The sequence below is a fragment of the Roseomonas haemaphysalidis genome, from assembly GCF_017355405.1.
Classification (GTDB): domain Bacteria; phylum Pseudomonadota; class Alphaproteobacteria; order Acetobacterales; family Acetobacteraceae; genus Pseudoroseomonas; species Pseudoroseomonas haemaphysalidis.
Genome location: NZ_CP061177.1, coordinates 3358137 through 3376674 on the forward strand (window position 1 = coordinate 3358137; position 18538 = coordinate 3376674).

Annotated in this window: 19 protein-coding genes and 1 tRNA gene; 12 read left to right on the top strand and 8 right to left on the bottom strand. The window is 68.6% G+C overall.

The annotated features are described in order from the left end of the window. Positions 1–23: 23 nt before the first annotated feature. From IAI59_RS15640 to IAI59_RS15660, 5 genes are all read left to right on the top strand, one after another. Positions 24–2267, top strand: coding sequence for a glycosyl hydrolase family 28-related protein (locus IAI59_RS15640; RefSeq protein ID WP_207418925.1), 2244 nt, complete (start codon positions 24–26; stop codon positions 2265–2267). 1 nt (position 2268) lies between these two features. Further along, positions 2269–3519: a phage head spike fiber domain-containing protein gene (locus tag IAI59_RS15645; RefSeq protein WP_207418924.1), complete on the top strand. Its 1251-nt coding sequence runs from the start codon at positions 2269–2271 to the stop codon at positions 3517–3519. Positions 3520–3543: 24 nt separating this feature from the next. Further along, entirely contained in the window at positions 3544–3918 is a 375-nt protein-coding gene (locus IAI59_RS15650) for a phage tail fiber protein (RefSeq protein WP_207418923.1), read from the top strand. Between the two features lie 65 nt (positions 3919–3983). Then, positions 3984–4163, top strand: a complete 180-nt coding sequence (locus IAI59_RS15655; RefSeq protein WP_207418922.1) for a hypothetical protein — start codon at positions 3984–3986, stop codon at positions 4161–4163. Continuing rightward, positions 4160–4597 carry a glycoside hydrolase family protein gene (locus tag IAI59_RS15660; protein ID WP_207418921.1) on the top strand — a complete coding sequence of 146 codons (438 nt, stop codon included), beginning with the start codon at positions 4160–4162 and terminating at the stop codon, positions 4595–4597. Before IAI59_RS15655 ends, IAI59_RS15660 begins: the two co-directional genes overlap by 4 nt. 4 nt (positions 4598–4601) lie before the next feature. Here IAI59_RS15660 and IAI59_RS15665 read toward each other — a convergent pair whose 3' ends face one another. Then, positions 4602–4796, bottom strand: a complete 195-nt coding sequence (locus tag IAI59_RS15665; RefSeq protein ID WP_207418920.1) for a hypothetical protein — start codon at positions 4794–4796, stop codon at positions 4602–4604. A 118-nt stretch (positions 4797–4914) separates the two neighbouring features. Here IAI59_RS15665 and IAI59_RS15670 point away from each other — a divergent pair. Then, positions 4915–4986, top strand: a tRNA-Thr gene (locus IAI59_RS15670). A gap of 523 nt (positions 4987–5509) precedes the next feature. On the opposite strand, the gene IAI59_RS15675 is transcribed toward IAI59_RS15670, so the two are convergent. Then, complete coding sequence (locus IAI59_RS15675; protein WP_207418919.1) at positions 5510–6046, bottom strand: TetR/AcrR family transcriptional regulator; 537 nt, start codon at positions 6044–6046, stop codon at positions 5510–5512. A gap of 140 nt (positions 6047–6186) precedes the next feature. Between IAI59_RS15675 and IAI59_RS15680 the strand changes: the two genes are divergently transcribed. Then, on the top strand, positions 6187–7098 hold the full coding sequence (locus tag IAI59_RS15680) for an SDR family oxidoreductase (protein ID WP_207418918.1): 912 nt from the start codon (positions 6187–6189) through the stop codon (positions 7096–7098). Between the two features lie 72 nt (positions 7099–7170). Here IAI59_RS15680 and IAI59_RS15685 read toward each other — a convergent pair whose 3' ends face one another. After that, positions 7171–7659 carry a MarR family winged helix-turn-helix transcriptional regulator gene (locus IAI59_RS15685; RefSeq protein WP_237180896.1) on the bottom strand — a complete coding sequence of 163 codons (489 nt, stop codon included), beginning with the start codon at positions 7657–7659 and terminating at the stop codon, positions 7171–7173. A gap of 85 nt (positions 7660–7744) precedes the next feature. On the opposite strand from IAI59_RS15685, the gene hmgA reads away from it, so the two are divergent. From hmgA to IAI59_RS15710, 5 genes are all read left to right on the top strand, one after another. After that, positions 7745–9100 (top strand): homogentisate 1,2-dioxygenase, encoded by a 1356-nt coding sequence (gene hmgA, locus IAI59_RS15690; protein ID WP_207418916.1) that lies wholly within the window; start codon positions 7745–7747, stop codon positions 9098–9100. 14 nt (positions 9101–9114) lie between these two features. Beyond that, positions 9115–10443 (top strand): fumarylacetoacetase, encoded by a 1329-nt coding sequence (fahA, locus tag IAI59_RS15695; RefSeq protein WP_237180895.1) that lies wholly within the window; start codon positions 9115–9117, stop codon positions 10441–10443. A 36-nt stretch (positions 10444–10479) separates the two neighbouring features. After that, positions 10480–11466, top strand: coding sequence for a Bug family tripartite tricarboxylate transporter substrate binding protein (locus tag IAI59_RS15700; protein ID WP_207418914.1), 987 nt, complete (start codon positions 10480–10482; stop codon positions 11464–11466). A 6-nt stretch (positions 11467–11472) separates the two neighbouring features. Further along, positions 11473–12105 carry a maleylacetoacetate isomerase gene (maiA, locus tag IAI59_RS15705; protein ID WP_207418913.1) on the top strand — a complete coding sequence of 211 codons (633 nt, stop codon included), beginning with the start codon at positions 11473–11475 and terminating at the stop codon, positions 12103–12105. A 204-nt stretch (positions 12106–12309) separates the two neighbouring features. Beyond that, on the top strand, positions 12310–13455 hold the full coding sequence (locus IAI59_RS15710) for an FAD-binding domain-containing protein (protein ID WP_207418912.1): 1146 nt from the start codon (positions 12310–12312) through the stop codon (positions 13453–13455). Between the two features lie 657 nt (positions 13456–14112). Here IAI59_RS15710 and IAI59_RS15715 read toward each other — a convergent pair. The 5 genes from IAI59_RS15715 to IAI59_RS15735 are packed head-to-tail and all read right to left on the bottom strand — an operon-like array spanning position 14113 to position 18505. Next, the gene (locus tag IAI59_RS15715) at positions 14113–15021 is read right to left on the bottom strand and encodes a DUF6282 family protein (RefSeq protein ID WP_207418911.1); all 909 of its coding nucleotides are present in this window, start codon (positions 15019–15021) and stop codon (positions 14113–14115) included. Between the two features lie 13 nt (positions 15022–15034). Continuing rightward, a complete protein-coding gene (locus IAI59_RS15720) occupies positions 15035–15820 on the bottom strand; it encodes an HpcH/HpaI aldolase family protein (protein WP_207418910.1) in 786 nt (261 codons plus the stop codon). A 41-nt stretch (positions 15821–15861) separates the two neighbouring features. After that, on the bottom strand, positions 15862–16812 hold the full coding sequence (locus IAI59_RS15725; protein ID WP_207418909.1) for a tripartite tricarboxylate transporter substrate binding protein: 951 nt from the start codon (positions 16810–16812) through the stop codon (positions 15862–15864). Between the two features lie 8 nt (positions 16813–16820). Further along, entirely contained in the window at positions 16821–17642 is an 822-nt protein-coding gene (locus IAI59_RS15730; protein ID WP_207418908.1) for an amidohydrolase family protein, read from the bottom strand. A gap of 5 nt (positions 17643–17647) precedes the next feature. Then, positions 17648–18505 carry an amidohydrolase family protein gene (locus IAI59_RS15735; RefSeq protein WP_237180894.1) on the bottom strand — a complete coding sequence of 286 codons (858 nt, stop codon included), beginning with the start codon at positions 18503–18505 and terminating at the stop codon, positions 17648–17650. Positions 18506–18538: the final 33 nt, after the last annotated feature.

Below are 18538 nucleotides of genomic sequence, written 5' to 3' on the forward strand. Positions count from 1 at the left end.
CTTTTCCAAGGATCTTCGTTCCGATGCCTAATGCCAAGATCAGCGAACTTCCGCTCGCCTCCATGCTGGCCGAAACCGACATCCACCCGCTGGTGCAGGGCAGCGGCGCCCTGGCCGAAACGCGTCACGTGACGCTGGCCGGCATGCGCGGGGCGCTGCTGGCCGACCGCCCGGTGCATGTGCGCGACTTCGGTGCCGTCGGCAACGGCACCACCGACGACACCGCCGCCATCCAGGCGGCGATCGACGCCGTGGCGGCGCAGGGCGGCGGCGTGGTGCTGCTGGGCCCGCGCCGCTACCTGGTGGCGGCGGCGGATCTCGTGGTCAAGAACGGCGTATTCCTGCGCGGCCGCACCGCCAGTGGCGGCTGGCGCGTGAATGGCGACTTCACCACGGTCAACCACGCGTTGCTGCTCGATGCCGCGCGCACCATCCGCGTGCATCGCAACGGCGGCCTGGAAGGGCTGGCGGTGCTGCGCCGCGGCATGACGGTGCCCGGCAACCTGCGCCAGGGGCTGGATGCCGCCGCCGCCATGGCCGGCACCGCCATCACGGTGGGCGATGGTTCCGGCGGCAGCGGCGCGGCCAATGGCGCGGATGCCACGCTGGCCTGTCTGCTGGTGCTGGGCTTCGACTGGGGCATCTACAGCGACGGCAACGCCCGCCTGCGCGTGCGCGACGTGCTGGGCGACTGCCGCAACGGCCTGTATCTCGGCCGCGCGTTTGACGTGTCGCGCATCAGCGAGGTGAACTGGCACCCGCTGGTCACCACCGGCCGGTCCTGGTCCAACAGCCGCATCGCCATCAGCAGCGTGGCGGACAACGGCAGCGGTCAGGTGCGCGTCACGCTCGCCTCCGCGCACAGCCTGCAGACGGGCGAGCTGGTCAACATCGCGGAGGTGCGCAACAGCGGCGCCTCGGCGCTGCACGGCCGCTGGACCGTGACGGTGATCGACGCCACGCGGATCGACCTGCAGAATTCGCTCTACGCGCCGGGCTGGACCTCGGGCGGCGCCTGCTACATCCAGCCCAACCGCCGGCTGGGCACCGCCTTCGCGGTGGCCGCCGCCGACATGTCGTCCTTCCAGAACTGCTTCGAATACGGGCACGACATCGGCTGGGACATCCAGAACGACGTGCACGCCTGCAACTTCGCCAACATCGGCACCGACGCCTGGGTGGACGCGGCGGACCCCACCACCATCGGCATCCGCATCGGCGGCACCGCGCGGCGCAACAAGGTGATCGGCGGGTTCCTGTCCTCCAAGGGCGTGTCGGTGCAATGCACCACCACGGGCGCCGAGCAGAACGAGCTGATCGGCGTGGATGTCACCGGCGGCGCGCGGCGCATCGCGGAGGTGCTGAGCGGCGCGCTATCCTTTGTCGGCTGCGACTTCACGGGCGGGCCCGGCACCGGCAACCAGGTCCTCGCTTCCATCCACCTGGGCGATGCCGCGGGCAACCTGATCGTCACGGGCTGCGACACCAGCCCCGTCACCTTCACCGCCGACAGCCCGGCCGCCATGCAGCGGCTGCTGCTGGCAGCCAACCGCAGCGGCACCGGCTCCACCAACCGGCTGGCCGCCGGGCGTGTGGAGATCGCCTCGGTCGGTGCCGATGCCGCGATCGCCACGCGGCTGTCGGCCGACACCGATGGCGGCGTCAACATCCACCGCCGCGCCAGCGGCAGCGGCGCGCTCCTGCGGCTGAACAACGGCGGCGATGCCATGGCGGCCAGCCTGTCGCTGGCCGGCAGCGACCTGACGCTGAGCAGCGAGGCGGGCGCCATGGTGTTTGAAAGCCGCGCCGGTGGCACGGCGGTGGAGCGCTTCCGCATCAGCGCCAGCGGCACTGCCACGCTGGCGGGGCCCCTGCTGCTGCCGGGCAGCCCCACCGCCAGCCTGCAGGCCGCCACCAAGCAATACGTGGACGGCCAGTTCACCGAGCGGCGCTTGGCGACCCTGCTGCTGGCAGCCGCCACCACCGTGACCTACGCCGCGCACAATGCGCGCATGCTGATCGCCAATGCCGGCGCCAGCCTGTCGCTGAGCTGGGCCAACACGGGGGATGGCTTTTCCTGCGTGGTGGTCAACCGCAGCGGCACCGACCTGGCGCTGTCGCTCACCGGCTTCACGAGCAACACGGCGCCCACCAACGTGGATGGCTTCACGCGCATCCGCGCCGGCGGCATCGCCTCCCTGATGATCTATTCGCCGGATGGCGGCACCACGAAGATCTGCCACCTCAGCGGCGCCGGAGCCCCCTGACATGAACCATGCCTTCAGCCTCACCCAGGCGGCGGGCAACGGCGGCGGCGCGGCGCTGCGCGTCCTGGGCGCCGCCTATCCCGGGCGGCTGGCCACCACGCGCGGCGGCAGCGCGCTGGTGCAGGATGCCGACGGCAGCTTCCAGCCCGCCGCCGCCGACACGCCGCGCTTCAGCGGCGCCGCCCGCCGCCTGCTGGTGGAGGGCACGCGCAGCAACGCCATCCGCAACCCGCGCGCCGAGGGGGCCACTTCCGGCACCCCCGGCACCATGCCGGCCAACTGGTCCATGGCGACGCTGGGCGGCGTATCGGCCTCCGTGGCCGGCGTCGGCACGGAGCTGGGGCTTCCTTATGTCGACCTGCGCTACACCGGCACCCCCAGCGCCAGCGGCTACCTGGTGATCCTGCCGGAGCCGATCACCACCATCGCCGCCGCCGCCGGGCAGGTCTGGACCGCCTCGGTGTTTCTGCGGCTTGTGGCGGGCAGCCTGGCCGGCATCGACACCTTCCGCTGCCGGGTGCAGGAGCGGCTGCCCGCCGCGGGCCCGGCGACGGACAGCTTCGTTTCGCCCGGCGCGATGCCGCAGCGCGTTTCCATCACCCGCACGCTGACGGAATCCTCCGTCGCCACCATCGGCTTTTCCATTCTGCCGGCGGTGGTGGCGGGCGCGGCGGTGGATTTCACGCTTCGCGTCTCGGCCCCCCAGGTGGAGCTGGCGGCCTTCGCCTCCTCGCCGGTGCTGCCGCCGCCGGGCACGCCGGCGGCCAGCACCCGCGCGGCGGACCTGCCGCTTTGGGCGCCGCCCGGCGGGTTCGGCACCCAGGGCACGCTGGTGGTGCGCGCGGTGCTGCCGCAGATCGCGCCCTTCGGCGCGTCTCAGGGCCTGTGGCAGCTGGACGACGGCACGGACCAGAACCGGCTGCAGTTGCGCAACACATCCGCCGGCTCGGCCATCACCGGGGTGGTCGATGTTGGCGGCAGCACCGTGGCCACGCTGAGCGGCGGCAACATGGCCGTGGGCCAGCCGTTCCGCGCCGCCTTCGCCTGGGCGCCCGGCGACCAGGCGCTGTGCCTGTCCGGTGGCACGCTGCAATCGGCCGCCGCCGCGCTGCCGCCCGGTCTGGCCCGCCTGCTGGTGGGCCACGCCTCTGGCCAGCTCAACCGCGCCGCGCATGGCGAGGTGGAACTGGTCGAGTACCGCCCCAGCCGGGTGCCCAACGCCCTGCTGCAGGCGCTGGCCAACGCTGCCTGAGCTTTCCCTTCAAGGAATCCTTCCATGCCTGTTCTGACCGACTACGCGCGCAACCTGATGGTGCGCGCGCTGTGCGCCCGCGCGCCTTCGCTCCCCACGGCCGTGTATGCCGCGCTGGGGACCGGTGGCACCACCTCCGCGGGCCTCGCCGGCGAGCCGGCGGGCAATGGCTATGCCCGCCAGCGCGTGGTGTTCACCGGCACCGGCCTGCAGCGCAACGTCGAGGCCCTGCGCTTCGTGTTCACCGGCGCCGCCGGGACGCTGACCCATGTGGGGCTGTTCGACGCGGCCGCCGGTGGCAACGCGCTGGCCTTCGGGCCGCTGGTGCAGACCGCGCCGGTGTCGGGCGCCGGCACCGTGACCATCGCCGCCGAGGCGCTGACGATCGACGCCGAGTGAGCGCGCCGCGCCGGCCGCGCCCCGCCGCGGCCGGCGCCCCTTTCCCAAACCGAAGGACGCCTTCCATGCGCTATCTGCTGGACCGCCTGGCCGAGCCGGGCACGCTGCGCTCGCTCGCCGTCATGGCCTTCGCCCTCAAGGGCATCGTGCCGGACGAGGCCGCCATCGCGGGCTTCGTCGATATCTCCATCCTGCTGCTCGGCGTCGCCTCCGCGATGATGCCCGACCGGGCCGCCAAGCCTTGAGCGCGTTGGCCACGTTGCTGGCACGTGAGGAAGGGCTGCGCCTGACGGTGTATGACGACGCCACCGGCCGCCCGCTGCTGCCGGGCATGACCGTGGTGGGCCACCCCACCATCGGCATCGGCCGCTGCCTGGACCGGCGTGGCATCTCGGAGGCCGAGGCCTTCGCGCTGCTGGACAACGACCTGTCCGCCGTGCGCCGCGAGGTCGCCGCCGCCCTGCCCTGGAGCACCGGGCTGAGCGAGGCCCGGCAGGTGGTGCTGCAGGCCATGGCCTTTCAGATGGGGCTGGCCGGGCTGCTGAAGTTCCGCGACACCCTGGCGGCGGTGCGGCGCGCCGACTACACGGCGGCGGCGGCGGGCATGCTGGCCTCTGCCTGGGCGCGGCAGACCCCGGCCCGCGCCGCCCGCATGGCTGCGATGATGCGGCAGGGCTGAGCCGCTACATCCGGCCTATGGCGGGCCGGTTGACTGGCGGGTTCAGCCGCCAGTCCGCCGGCCAGAAGCCCAGCTTGTCCACCGCCACAACCCCCAGCGCCGCCGCCAGCGCCCCCAGCATGACCAGCACCGTGCGGCGCGGCGGCGGGTTGCGCCACAACCGCGACAGAAAAATCGACAGGCGGATCATTGGGTCCATGCCCGCCATATTGGCCGCATCGAGGCCGATTGCAGCCCGCGCGCTGGCAGGGGCACAGAATAGGGCTTGCGCCCGGCGCCGCCGCACCCTAGACAGCGCCTCGCTTTCGGGCTCATGCGCTGCTGTAGCTCAGCGGTAGAGCACTCCCTTGGTAAGGGAGAGGTCCAGGGTTCGATTCCCTGCAGCAGCATAGTGATTTCAACGGGTTGGACCGTTGGATGCCCGAAGCGAAGCGAACAGAAGTGGTTCAGGCAGCGCCAGAATGACCTCTGTTTGGCACAATTCCGACACAGCCAGTGAGCCGCCGTTTGCCATCCCTTCCCTACGTGGAAGACGGGCGCGGATTGGCTGCGAAACACCCCCGGAGCTACCTCGATCTGTGAATGTGATGGCCTGATACGGTCACATGAATAGCACCTGAGCGGCATGCATGTGCCGTTGATACCGGCGTACGCGCGTCGCCTGGACACCGCAGCATCCAGGCGACGCTGGCCCCCCATGGCCTGCGGACAGGTGATGCCAGGAACCGCGTAGGCCGTAAAATTCGTTGCAGGCGCGCGCTCAGCGTGAGGCGCTGAGTTGCAAGGCGTGGGATGGATCGCTCGGTCACGCCTGCGTTCACAAGGACACAGTCACCCCCCTGCCCCGATCGCAGTAGGTCGAATGTTCCATCGATCCGCTCTGGAATACTCTTTGTTTGACAGGCCCCTTGCTCAAAATTTGTGGTCGATGGCATCAAACGTGGCGTTCAGCACTTCGATGAACGTCCGTTGTTCGCCTTCTCGACCGAGCGCATCGATTGCCAGCCGGATCGCGCCGATTGCCAGCAGTGCGACAAGGCGCAGCGCCATCTCGTGCCTAGGGTCAGGCCATCGCTCACTCAAGGCTGCGAGGAGCGTCCGCTCATGCTCCACATAGCTCGCCTGCTTACGAGCCTGTACCGCCTGGCTGGATCGCATCAGTCGGTCAATCGCGATCATGTCGTCTGCTGGTATTTCGGAACAGACCGCGATCACCGCGTCACGGATCGCGGCAAGAGGCGAGATGGCCTCAGCCGCGTGACGCACCCGGTCCGCGATCATCGCCCCCATGCCGCTTTGCAGGGATAGAAGGATATCGTCCTTCGACTTGAAGTGGTTGAAGAATGCGCGGCGCGAGATGCCCGCCTTGGCGGCAATCTCGTCGAGTGTCGTGGCGTCGATGCCCTTCTCGACAAACAGGCAGATGCCGGCGTCGGTGATCCGCCGCACCACGTCCTGTCGCCTTTGTTCTCGCAATCCTGGCATCGCACTGGCCCCTTCTCCGCCAAGACATCCACACTTCGCTCTTGAACTCTGCACTGAGTGCATATTAATTATTGCACTCAGTGCAGATAGCAGGATCGGTAACTATGCGGAAGTGGACGATCGATAACATGCCTTCGCAGGACGGGCGGGCCGCAGTGGTCACAGGCACGGGTGGGCTTGGCCTGGAGGTCGCACAAGCCCTCGCCCGGGCGGGTGCCGAGGTCGTGCTGGCCGGGCGCAATGTGCAGAAAGGCACTGAAGCGGTCGCTCGCATCAGATCAAACCTTCCGATGGCGGCGATACGCTATGAAGTCCTCGACCTGGCTTCCCTTGCCTCAATAGCTCGGTTCGCCGACCGCCTGCGTGGGGCTGGGCAGCGGGTTGATGTGCTCGTCAACAACGCGGGTGTCATGGTGCCCCCGAAACGCGAGGAGACGGCAGATGGGTTTGAACTGCAGTTCGGCACCAACCACCTCGGACACTTTGCGCTAACCGGGCATTTGCTGCCGCTGCTGCGCGCCTCGGGCAGCGCCAGGGTCATCTCTGTATCAAGCGTCGCGGCCCGGTCGGGATCGACCGATTGGACTGACTGGAACGCAAGTGTCAGCTACAAGCCGATGTCGGCCTATGCCCGCTCGAAGATGGCGTGCCTCATGTTCGCGCTTGAACTGGAGCGACGCAGTATCGCAGGCGGGTGGGGCGTGAGGAGTATCGCGGCGCACCCCGGCGTCGCCCGCACCGAACTGCTGCATAATGGACCCGGTCTTGGCAGCGCCCATAGCCGTGTCAGGTCCCTCCTACCCTTCCTGTTCCAGCCAGCCGCGCAAGGTGCACTGCCGATCCTCTTTGCGGCTGCGTCCCCCGATGCGCAGGCGGGTGGCTATTACGGCCCCGACCGGCTGGGCGAAACGCGTGGCCATCCGACCGATGCGAAGATACCGCCGCAAGCCTTGGACCACGCAGCAGCAGAAAGGCTATGGACGGTATCGGAAAACGTGACAGGGATACGATTCTAGAAGGCAGCATTGAGAACCGCTCAGTGCGCCGCGGCATTATCGGCGCCAGGCAGCCTGCTACGGACTGATCCGTCACTTTGGTGCAGCGTCAGCCACCCGACCAGACAATTCCCGCGTGCGGCGGCCAATCTTTTCCAGGATGACGCCGAGCTGCCGTTGCTCCGATTCTGTCAATGCGGCGGCGAGCGCAGCCTGCATGTCCCGCGCCAGCGGGACGATCTCGTTGTACACGGCACGGCCCTGGCGGCTGAGCGTCAGCACCTGCGCCCGCTGGTCATGCGGGTGGGACTGCCGATTCAGCAACGCCTTATCAGCCAGGCGAATCACGGCCCGGCTGACCTGCACCCGGTCCATGCCGGTATGCTCGATCACCTGTTGGGTTGACAGGGTACCATGCTGCCCCACGACGGCCACCACGCGCCATTCGGGGATGCTCAGCCCGAAGCGCTGCTGGTAGCGCGCGGCAAACAGGCTGCTGACCGCCTCCGTCACCACGGACAAGCGGTAGGGCAGGAACTCCTGCAGGATCAGAGGCTCGGCATCGGGATTGCTCTTGGCCATGCATTCCGCTTTTAATCTCATATGAGACGATATAGAATAGGCGATGGCGCGTGAGCCTGTCCGCCGCGCCTGGGGGAGAACACAGATGAACCTATCCGTAAGGCCCGACCCCGCCGCGATGCAAGCCGGCGGGCCAGGCAGCCCCGGCTACCTGTCCGGTTTCGGCAACGGCTTCGAAACGGAGGCGCTACCCGGCGCGCTGCCGGTCGGCCGCAACTCGCCGCAGAAATGCCCCTACGGCCTGTATGCCGAGCAGCTCAGCGGTTCTCCCTTCACTGCACCACGCGCCACCAACGAGCGTTCCTGGCTGTACCGCATCCGTCCCACCGTCGCGCATTGGGGCGCCTTTCAGCCGGTCGATGCCGGGCTGTGGCGCACCGCCCCCTGCGCCGAGCTGGACCTGCCGCTGGCGCCGCTCCGCTGGGACCCGCTGCCGCTGCCAGAAGAAGCACTCTCATTTCTGGAGGGCATCCGAACCATCACCACGGCGGGCGATGCCGGCGCGCAGTCCGGCATGGGCGCACACGTCTACCTCATCACCCGTTCCATGCGGGACGAGTATTTCTACAACGCCGATGCCGAGATGCTGTTCCTGCCGCAACAGGGTGGCCTGCGCTTGTGGACCGAGTTCGGCATCATCGACATCGCGCCGGGCGAGATCGCCGTCATCCCCCGTGGCGTCAAGCTGCGGGTGGAACTGCAAGGGGAGCACCCCGCGCGCGGCTACCTCTGCGAAAACTATGGCGGCGCCTTCACCCTGCCCGAACGGGGCCCGATCGGTGCCAACTGCCTGGCCAATCCGCGTGATTTCCTGACCCCCGTGGCGGCCTACGAGGACCGCGACGCACCGTCCAGCATGACCGTGAAATGGGGTGGCCGGCTGTGGCGTACGCACATCGCGCATTCGCCGCTGGATGTGGTGGCGTGGCATGGCAACTACGCGCCCTACAAATACGACCTCCGGCGCTACTCGCCGGTTGGGCCCGTGCTGTTCGACCACGCGGACCCTTCGATCTTCACGGTGCTGACCTCGCCTTCCGAAACGCCGGGCACGGCGAACATCGATTTCGTCATCTTCCCCGACCGCTGGCTGGTGGCCGAGGATACCTTCCGCCCGCCCTGGTACCACATGAACATCATGAGCGAATTCATGGGGCTGATCGAGGGCGTCTACGACGCCAAGACCGGTGGTGGCTTCGTGCCGGGGGGCTTCTCGCTGCACAATTGCATGCTGCCGCACGGGCCGGACATGAACGCCTTTGAGGCTGCCAGCCACGTGGAACTGGCGCCGCACAAGCTGCAAGGCACGCTGGCCTTCATGCTGGAAACCCGCTTCCCCCAGCGCGTCACCCGCTTCGCTACCGAGGCGCCGCAGTTCCAGAAAGACTATGCGAGCTATGGCCAGGGCCTGCAGAAGCATTTTGACCCGGCGCGGCCGTGAGCAGGATGCCAGCCTTGAACGAAACGACTGCGCCCGGCGGCGTGGACGCCACGCATGATGCGGCGCTGCGGTGCTGGGTGGCTAGGGCGGACGGCCATGCCGATTTTCCCATCCAGAACCTGCCTTTCGGCGTCTTCTCGCCGGGAGCACAGGCACCGCTGCGTGGTGGCGTCGCCATCGGTGACAGCATCCTCGAGCTTGGCGCGGCGCTGCGGGCCGGGCTGTTCACCGGGGAGGCCGAACGGGCGGCCAGCGCCGCCGCTGGCGAGAACCTGAACGCCTTCCTGGCCATGGGCGCCGCGCCCCGGCAGGCGTTGCGGGCGCGGCTTTCCGCCATGCTGTCCGCGGGCAGTCCGGATCAACGGATGGCCGAGGGCTGCCTGCACCGCGCGGCGGACTGCACCCTGCACTTGCCGGCACGCGTCGGCGACTACACCGACTTCTACGTTGGCATCCACCACGCAACCAACGTCGGCCGCGTCTTCCGACCGGACAACCCTTTGCTCCCGAACTACAAATATGTCCCCATCGGTTATCACGGCCGCGCTTCCTCGCTGCGCGTCAGCGGCACGGATGTCCGCCGCCCCAAAGGACAGCTCAAGGCCGCCGATGCCGATGCGCCCCGCTTCGCGCCCTGTGAGAAGTTGGATTACGAACTGGAGCTCGGCATCTGGATCGGTCCGGGCAATCCGCTCGGCCAACCTGTCCCGGTGGCCGAGGCCGCACAACAGGTCGCCGGCTATTGCCTGCTGAACGACTGGTCGGCACGCGACATCCAGGCCTGGGAGTACCAGCCACTCGGCCCCTTCCTGGCCAAGAATTTCGGCTCCACCATCTCCGCCTGGGTTGTCACGCCGGAAGCCCTGGCGCCATTCCGGATCGCGCAGCCCGCGCGGCCAGACGGTGATCCCGCCCCCCTGCCCCACCTGTTGGACGAGGCCGACCAGCGCCAGGGCGCCTTCGACATACAGTTGGAAGTGCTGATCTCCACTCCATTGATGCGTGAGAAGGGTTTGCCGCCTCACCGCCTCTCGAGGTCCAATACCCGTCACATGTACTGGACCGTGGCACAGATGGTGGCGCACCACACCAGCGGTGGCTGCAACCTCAATCCCGGTGATCTGCTTGGCTCCGGCACCATCTCGGCGCCGGATGCAGCCGGCTTCGGCAGCCTGCTGGAAACCACGCGCGCCGGCAAGGAGCCGGTCACCTTGTCCTCTGGCGAAACGCGCAGCTTCCTGAAGGACGGCGACGAGATTGTCCTGCGTGCCCGCGCGGTGCGCGATGGCGCCGTGTCCATTGGCTTCGGGGAATGTCGCGCCCGCATCCTGCCAGCCGTCTGAACAACTCTGTCCGACTTAAACAAGAAAGAAACGTCCATGCAGACCCGTATGATTCTGTCCCGCCGCATGCTGGCCTTGGCCGGGCTTTCCGCCACGTTGCTGCCGACCGCAGCCCGTGCTGCCTGGCCGGAGGCACCGGTGAAATGGATCGTTGCCTATGCGGCCGGTGGCGGCACCGACACGCTGGCGCGACTGGTGGCCGCGCGGATGGCGCAAGGGCTCGGCAAGCCCGTGGTGATCGATAATCGCCCGGGTGCCGCCACGAATATCGGCGCGGAAGCTGCGGCGCGCTCTGCCCCTGACGGCTACACCGTGCTGACGGCGGACAATGGTACGCTGGTGTTCAATCCCGCACTGTTCCGCCGCCTGCCCTATGACCCTGACAAGGATTTCCGCCCGATCGGCGGCATTGCCCGCTTCCACCTGGTGCTGGCGGTCAAGAAGGACTCAACCCTGCGTGACCTTCGCGGCTTTCTCACGCAGGGCAAGGAAAAGTCGGGCAGCATCGACTATGCCTCGCCGGGTATCGGCTCCCCGCACCACTTGGCGCTGGAGCGGCTGGGCCGCAGCATCGGCGCGGGCTTCAACCACGTGCCTTATCGCGGCGCCGCGCCGGCGCTGAACGACCTGCTGGCCGGCGTGGTCGAGGCGGCGGTCACCGATACCGTGGCGGGTGGTGAGGCGTTGCGCAGCGGCTTGGTGCGCCCCCTGGCCGTCTTTTCCGCCAGCCGCCAGCCCGGCTTTCCGGACCTGCCCACCGTGGCCGAGGTGGCCGGACTGGAGCGGTTCGAGGCTTACGCTTGGCAGAGCCTGATGGTGCCCCGCGCCACGCCGGATACCGTTGCCGCGCGCCTGGGTGCCGAGCTGAGTGCCGCCTTGGCCGACCCGGCCGTCCAGGCCCGATTCCGCGAAATCGGCGTGGAGCCGCTGCCGGCGTCGCCGGAGCAGGTGCAGGCCATGCTGGTGGCGGACCGGGCGGTCTGGGTTCCGCTGATCCGTGACCTTGGGATCACGCTGGACTGACAGGCCATGCGGTTGCACGGCTATTTTCGGTCCTCCGCCGCGTGGCGGGTGCGCATCGCGCTCAATCTGAAAGGGCTGCCGGCGGAACAGGTCTTTCATCACCTGCGTCACGGCGGTCAACAGGCACCGGAATACCTGGCGCTCAATCCCCAAGGTCTGGTGCCAGCCTTGGAAAGCGGCTCGGGCGCCGTGCTGACCCAGTCGCTCGCGATCTGCGAGTGGCTTGAAGAAGGCTGGCCCGAGCCACCGCTGCTGCCGCGTGAGCATGACGCTCGCGCGGCGGTGCGGGCCTTTGCCATGGTGGTCGCTTGCGACATCCATCCTGTGCAGAACCTGAAGGTGCTGCAGCGATTGCGGCAGGCGGGCCTGCCGGAGGCGGAGGTCAGGAACTGGGCGCGCTGGACGGTCCGGGAGGGACTGGAAGCCTGCGAGACGCTGCTGGCCCGCCATTCCAGCCCGTTCTGCTTCGGCAATGCCCCCGGGCTTGCGGATCTTTGCCTGGTGCCGCAACTCGGCAATGCCCGGCGCTTCGGTTGTGACCTGTCCGCCCTGCCGCGGCTGATCGCGGCGGAAGCCGCCTGTGCTGCCTTGCCAGCCTTTGCGGCTGCGGCGCCGGACCGGCAACCGGATGCGGAATAGCGCTTGTTGCTCTGATCAGAATGAAAGTTTGGCTCTGACTGAGTCCTCGGACAATCGGTGCGTCTGCTGCAGGGCGCCACGCCGACTTGATGGCTGCTAAGCATGACTCTCTTCTTGGCTGGTCGTGCCGATCAGGATGCAGCATGCGGGGCAATGATGAGATCCAGCCCTGGTCGGCGGACCAGATGCCCCCAAATGCCTTACATGCAACACAGCTTCGTTCTGACCCGCGCCTTTGCGCTTCAACGTCTGACACACGTCCTCCCGCGGACAGGGCGTGCCTATGCCGATGGGCGTGACATCGACCGTGGTGCTGAGGCTGAGCCCTCCACCACAGCCCTGTCGCCTTGGCTTCGCCGGCGTCTGCTGCTGGAGGAAGAGGTGATCGACGCGGCACTCGCCATGCATGGCCCTGCCGCCGCCGGCAAGTTCGTCGAGGAGGTGTTCTGGCGCAGCTACTTCAAAGGACATCTGGAAACCCATCCATCGATCTGGACGGACTACCTGGCGTTGACAGCACAGGGCCAGGCCCGGCTAGCAACGCAGTCGGGCCTGCGGCGGGTCTACGAGGATGCCATCGCGGGACGCACCGGCATCGATGGCTTCGACCATTGGGCGAGGCAGCTCGTGGAAACCGGCTGGCTTCACAACCATGCCCGGATGTGGTTTGCCTCCATCTGGATCTTCACACTCCGTCTGCCCTGGGCACTTGGTGCCGCGTTCTTTCTGCGCCATCTGCTTGACGGCGATCCGGCGAGCAACACCCTGTCCTGGCGCTGGGCGGGCGGACTGCACACACGCGGCAAGCCCTACGTTGCCCGTGTCGAGAACATCCATCGCTATACAGAGGGTCGATTCTCGCCGCAGCATCTTGATGAGAACCCAGTTCCGCTCGAAGAAGAGGCCCTACACCCCGCACTGCCACTCCAGCCCGCCGACCAAGCGCCACGTGGCGAGGTAGCCCTGTTGCTGCATCTGGATGATCTGCATCCTGAAAGCCTGATGCTCGGCGATGCACGCGTGGTGCGCGTGGGTGGACTTCTGGTGCATGCGCCGCAGGCCGCAGAAGCCGTTCGGCGCGCAGACGAAGTCGCCATGACCGATGCCCTGGCGCGGGCAGCGGCCTGGTTTGGCTGCCCCGCCGGCTTAGCGACACCAGGCTGGGAAGCCGGCTTGCCGATCATCACCGCCTGGGCGCCGGTTGGGCCATCGGCTGCGGTGCTGCCGGCGGGCTGCACGCGCATTCGGCGTGAGTGGGACAGCCAGGTATGGCCGTATGCCACACGGGGATACTTCCAGGTTCGCAAGATGATCCCTGCCTGCATGAAGGTCCCTCGTCATCAGAGTTAGGGCGAGGTGAGCATTTTACGTATAACAGCATGTCGGCTAGCGATTGTTCTGGTCGTGCATTCGCCCGCTCATCGATGCATGTGAACTGCTCAGGAGCCTGTCCACCTGCTGCACCAGCACGAACCAAAGCAGCGCGTCGTCCCAGGCGGGGCCGGCGATGACATGCCACAGCAGGTCTTGGCCACTCCAAACCTAGCCAAAACGCCATCGGATGTAGGTTCTTGCGCTCGCCAGCCCCGCAGGACAGTGGCACCCAGCTGTGGCAAGTTTCACAGCCAATACTTCCAGGAACGACGTTAGTCAGCGATCCCGGTCCGGTCCACCACAAGAGACGCTCGTCATCAACGTCGCCCCCCTGCCCGGCAGCGGCGCAACCACCCCATCGCTTTCAATCGAAATGGCCAAGTAGTGTTTGGAGCAAGACACCGCCCCCCCTGCCTCTCCACCACCTCGCCGCTGGCGCGGAGGCCCAGCGCCTCCGCCACCAGCCCTCAGACCAAATGACCTGTGCCGTCTGATGGATCGGCGACACCATCCGGACCGGCGGCGCGGTCAGGACTGGCGAGGCCCAATAGCACCACGCCGGCGGCCAGCAGCCACGACCTGAGCCCCAGTGTGGCGACATGCTCATAGCGCTGTGTCCCAGCGGCCTTCAGGTCAGCCCTGGTTGGCGCCGATTCCGGCAAGCTGCGCAGCGTTGGTGTTGACCATCTTGCGGACGTCGTCATCGCCGTAGCCTAGCGACAGCAGGAGACCGATGATCTGTCGGAAGCCCTCCACCGGCAGCGGCGCATTGGTTTGGCCGAGGTCGGAACCGAAGAAGGTACGCTCCACCCCTGCCGCTTCGATCAGCGCCTTCAGGAAGGCATCGTCATACACCTTCATTCGGTTCGGAATGAACATGCAGATCGAATGCTCGATCCAGGCGCCCATGCTCACCAGTTCCTTCACGTCGGACAGCGTGGCACCGACGGTGTAGCTGGGGTGGTTGACCAGCAGCCGGGTGACGCCGCGCTTCTTGGCCTCGTCAAACAGTGGCCAGACCTCGCTGATATGCAGGTGGCCGCAGGACAGCACGGCGTCGTGCTCGGCGATGATGTCGAGAACGTGCTTGACGTTGTCCAGCAACTCGCCGCGCGCATCGACGGCCGAGAGCGCCACCTGCTTCAGCATCTTGCCCTTGGTGGGCAGCAGCGACTTGCGGTGCCCCTCGCGGATGTGGTTGGCGGCGGAGACGGTGGGCATCCACACCACCTTGGCGCCGCATTTCAGCGCCGGCTCCACCGCGAAGGGGTTGATGCCGCCCACCGCGTTGTTCAGCACGATGCTGCCGACCGGCTCGGCGCGCGTGGCCTTGCCCGCCTCCTTCAGCACATCGACGAAGGGGCCGGTGGGATAATAGTGGTCCTTGAACAGCACGGCGCGCATGCCGGCATCCGCCGCCTGCTCCAGCGCCTGCTCGTGGTTCAGCGCGCGCGCCATGACGGAAGGGCCGCTGTGGCAATGCAGGTCGATGGCGCCCTGCATCAGCGATTGCACACGGGCGGTGTCGGTCGCGTCGGTCATGCGCTTGGTCCTTTCAAGCTTGCGGAGAGAGGCCGCGCAGATCCGCCAGCGCCTTGGCGGCGGCCTGCTTCATCAGCCCCTGGTCGGAGGAATAGACAAAGGCGCTGGCACCGATGCCGTGCAGCCAGTTGGCTTCCGTCATGCCGCCGACGAAGACCATGACCGGCTTGCCGGCGCGCCGCGCGGCGGCACTGATCCGGTCCACCGCGTCGCGGATCGGCGGCGCGTCGTTGGTTGCCGCACCCATCGCGGCGGTGAGGTCGCCACGGCCGATGAACAGCGCGTCGATGCCGTCGGTGGCCGCGATGGCGTCGATCTCGTCCAGCGCCTCGGGGTCCTCGATCTGCGCCACCACCGTGGTCGCGGCATCGGCGCGGTCGACGTAGTCCCACATCTTGCCGCCGCCATAGCCGGCGGCACGGACCGAGCCGGAATAGCCACGCCGGCCGCCGCGATAGCGGCAGGCGGCGGCCACCTGGGCCGCCAGCGCGGCGCTGGCGACATGCGGCACCAGCACCCCCGTGGCGCCGCAGTCCAGCACGCTCAGCAGATGGTGCGGCGCCGGGCTCGGCACGCGCACCAGCCCGGCGGCGCCGGTGGCCCGCGCGGCGAACAACGCCGCATCCGTCGCCTGGCGGTCGAAGGGCGAATGCTCCTCGTCGATCACCACGAAGTCGAAGCCCAGGGCGCCGAGGATCTCGGTGCCGTGCAATGTCGGCGTCTTGATGAAGGTGCCGGCCAGGATGTCACGGCGGGAAAGGCGGGCGCGGAAGCTGCCGTCGGGCGGCGGAGGGGGCATCGTGTCGATCCTTGAAAGGGGGCGGCCTGCGCCGGAATGTGTCAGCCGAGGTCGAGGTCCCGCAGCCACTGCGCGGTCGCCCGGTCCTCGGCCTCCAGGAAGGCCTGGAAGGCCGCGCGGTCGAGCGGCTCGACCTCGTTGAAGCTGTGGTGCATGGCCTCGGCATAGGCGGGGTCGGCCGCCGCGCCGAGCACCAGCTCCGAAACGCGGTCGAGCACCGCGCCATCGGTGCCGCGCGGTGCCAGGAAGCCGAAGCGGGTGACGAGATCGACCGGCAGCCCGGCCTCGCGCAGCGTCGGCAGTTCCGGCAGCGGTGCGATGCGCCGGGCACCGGTCTGCGCCAGCGGTCGGATGCCGCGCTCCACCAGCGGCATGATGTTGCCGGGCGCGCCCATCACCAGGTCGATCTCCCCCGCCAGCAGCGCGACGGCGGCGGTGGAAATGCCGGAATAGGGCACGTGCAGCAGGCGGATACCGGCGGCCTTCGCCATCGCCTCGGCGATCAGGTGCGGCGTGCTGCCGGCGCCGGGCGTGCCGTAGGTCAGCCCCTCCGGCTTGCCGCGCGCCGCTGCCAGGAAGCCCGGCATATCCGCGAAGGCGGCATACCGCCGCGCGGCAAGCATGTAGGGAATGGCGATGACATTGGCGATCGGGGCGAAGTCGGCGATGGCGTAGCCGAGCTTCTGCAGCCGCGGCACCGAGGTCAGCGCGCCGGTGCCGGCGAACAGCAGGGTATAGCCGTCGGCCGGTGCGGCACGCACCCGGGCGGCGCCCAGCGCCCCGCCGCCGCCGGGCGCGGATTCGATCACCAGCGGCTGCCCCAGCTCCCGCGTCAGCCGTTCCTGAAGCGGGCGGATGAACTGGTCCGCGCCACCGGCGGCATAGGGCACCACCACGCGGATCGGCCGCGCGGGCCAGGACCGCGCCCGCGCCGTGCCGGCCGCCAGCGCCAGGCCGCCCGCCAGCATCGCGCCGCGCCGCGAGATGAGCATGGGCCGCATCATGCCTTGAACCCGAAGAGCCGTGCCGGATTGGCCCAAAGCACCTTCTCCCGCGCCGCCGCGTCGGGCAGCACGCGGTGCAGCGCGGCCAGCAGCGGGCCATAGTCGGTCCGTTCCCTGGCGCGCAGGAAGGGCCAGTCGGAACCCCAGATGCAGCGGTCGGGCGTGAAGGCCTCGACCAGCGCGGCGACATAGGGGTCGGCATCCCGGTAGGGTGCGTGGCGGCTGAGGCGGAACGCGCCGGACAGCTTGATCACGGCATCGCTGTCGCGGCCGTAGTCCAGCAGCGCGCGAAAGCCGGGCTGGTCCAGGCCAGCCTCCAGCTCCGGCCGGCCGCAATGGTCGATCACCACCGGCAGCCCGGCGGCGCGCAGCAGCGGCAGGGCGGCGACGATAGACTCGCCGTGGTGGTAGTGCACCTGCGCGATCCAGCCGGCCTCGCGCGCCCGCGCCAGGGACCGCGCGCCGGCCGGGCCGTGCAACGGCGGGCTGGTCGGAAAGTCCAGGTTGAAGCGGATGCCGACGATGCCGCCGTCCTTCATGCGGCGGACTTCCGCCTCCGGCGTGCCGTCGGGCAGCAGTGCCACGCCCTTCAGCCGGCCAGCGGAAGCGGCGATGGCTTCCAGCATGTATGTGTTGTCGGCGCCATAGCCGCCCAGAGGGTTGATCAGCACGCCATGGGTGAAGCCGTGGCAGGACAGCAGGTCCAGGAACTGCGGCGCGGTGCCCAGCTCGTTGGGCTGGATGTCGAAGCCGCGATCGCCGCCCCAACCCTGGCGCGTCAGATCAAAGGCATGGGCGTGGCAGTCGACGGCCGGCATGGCGGTCAGTCTCCGAAACCGTAGAGCGTCGCGGGGTTGCCGACCAGCAGCCGGTGCCGGTCGCCCGGGTCCGGGGCGATCAGTGGCACGAGATCGAGCAGCGCCGCCTCCTCCACCGCCACGGCCAGGTTCGGGTGCGGGAAGTCGGTGCCCCAAAGCACGCGGCGCGGTGCCGCGCGCAGCAGCGCCTGCGCGAAGGGCAGCGCCGCATGGAAGGGCGCCGGCACCATGCGCTCCGCCCCGCTCAGCTTCACCCAGATGTCCTCGCTTTCCTGCAACAAGCCCAGCAGCGCGTGGAAGGCGGCGCCGGCCGTGCCCTGCGCCGGGTCGACGCGGCCCATGTGGTCGATCACCACCGGCATCCGCAGTGCGCGGATGGTGTCCCGCATCTCGCGCACGCCCTCGCCCTGCACGTGCAGCACCATGTGCCAGCCCAGGCCACGCACCCGATCCGCCGCGCGCCGCACCGTGGCAAGGTCCGGCTCGCCGCCGAGCGCGGCGATGAAGTTGAAGCGGATGCCGCGCACGCCCGCCGCGTGCATCGCCGCGAGCTCGGCCTCCGGCGTGCTGTCGTCGATCATAGCGACGCCGCGGTAGCGTTCGGGCGCACCGCGCAGCGCATCGAGCATCGCCCGGTTGTCGGTGCCGTGGCAGCTCGCCTGCACCAGCACCGCGCGGTCCAGCCCGAGACGGGCGTGCAGCGCGGCCAGCACCTCCTTCGGCCGGTCCTCCGGCGTGTAGCGGCGGCTTTCGGCATAGGGGAAGCGCGCGCCGGGGCCGAAGACGTGGCAATGCGCGTCGCAGGCGCCCGCCGGCGGCTGGAAGCCCGCCAGGTGCGGCGCGGGCTGGTGCTGGTCCGGCATCGCGTCCTCCTTCTGCTACGGAAGAGCGTAGGA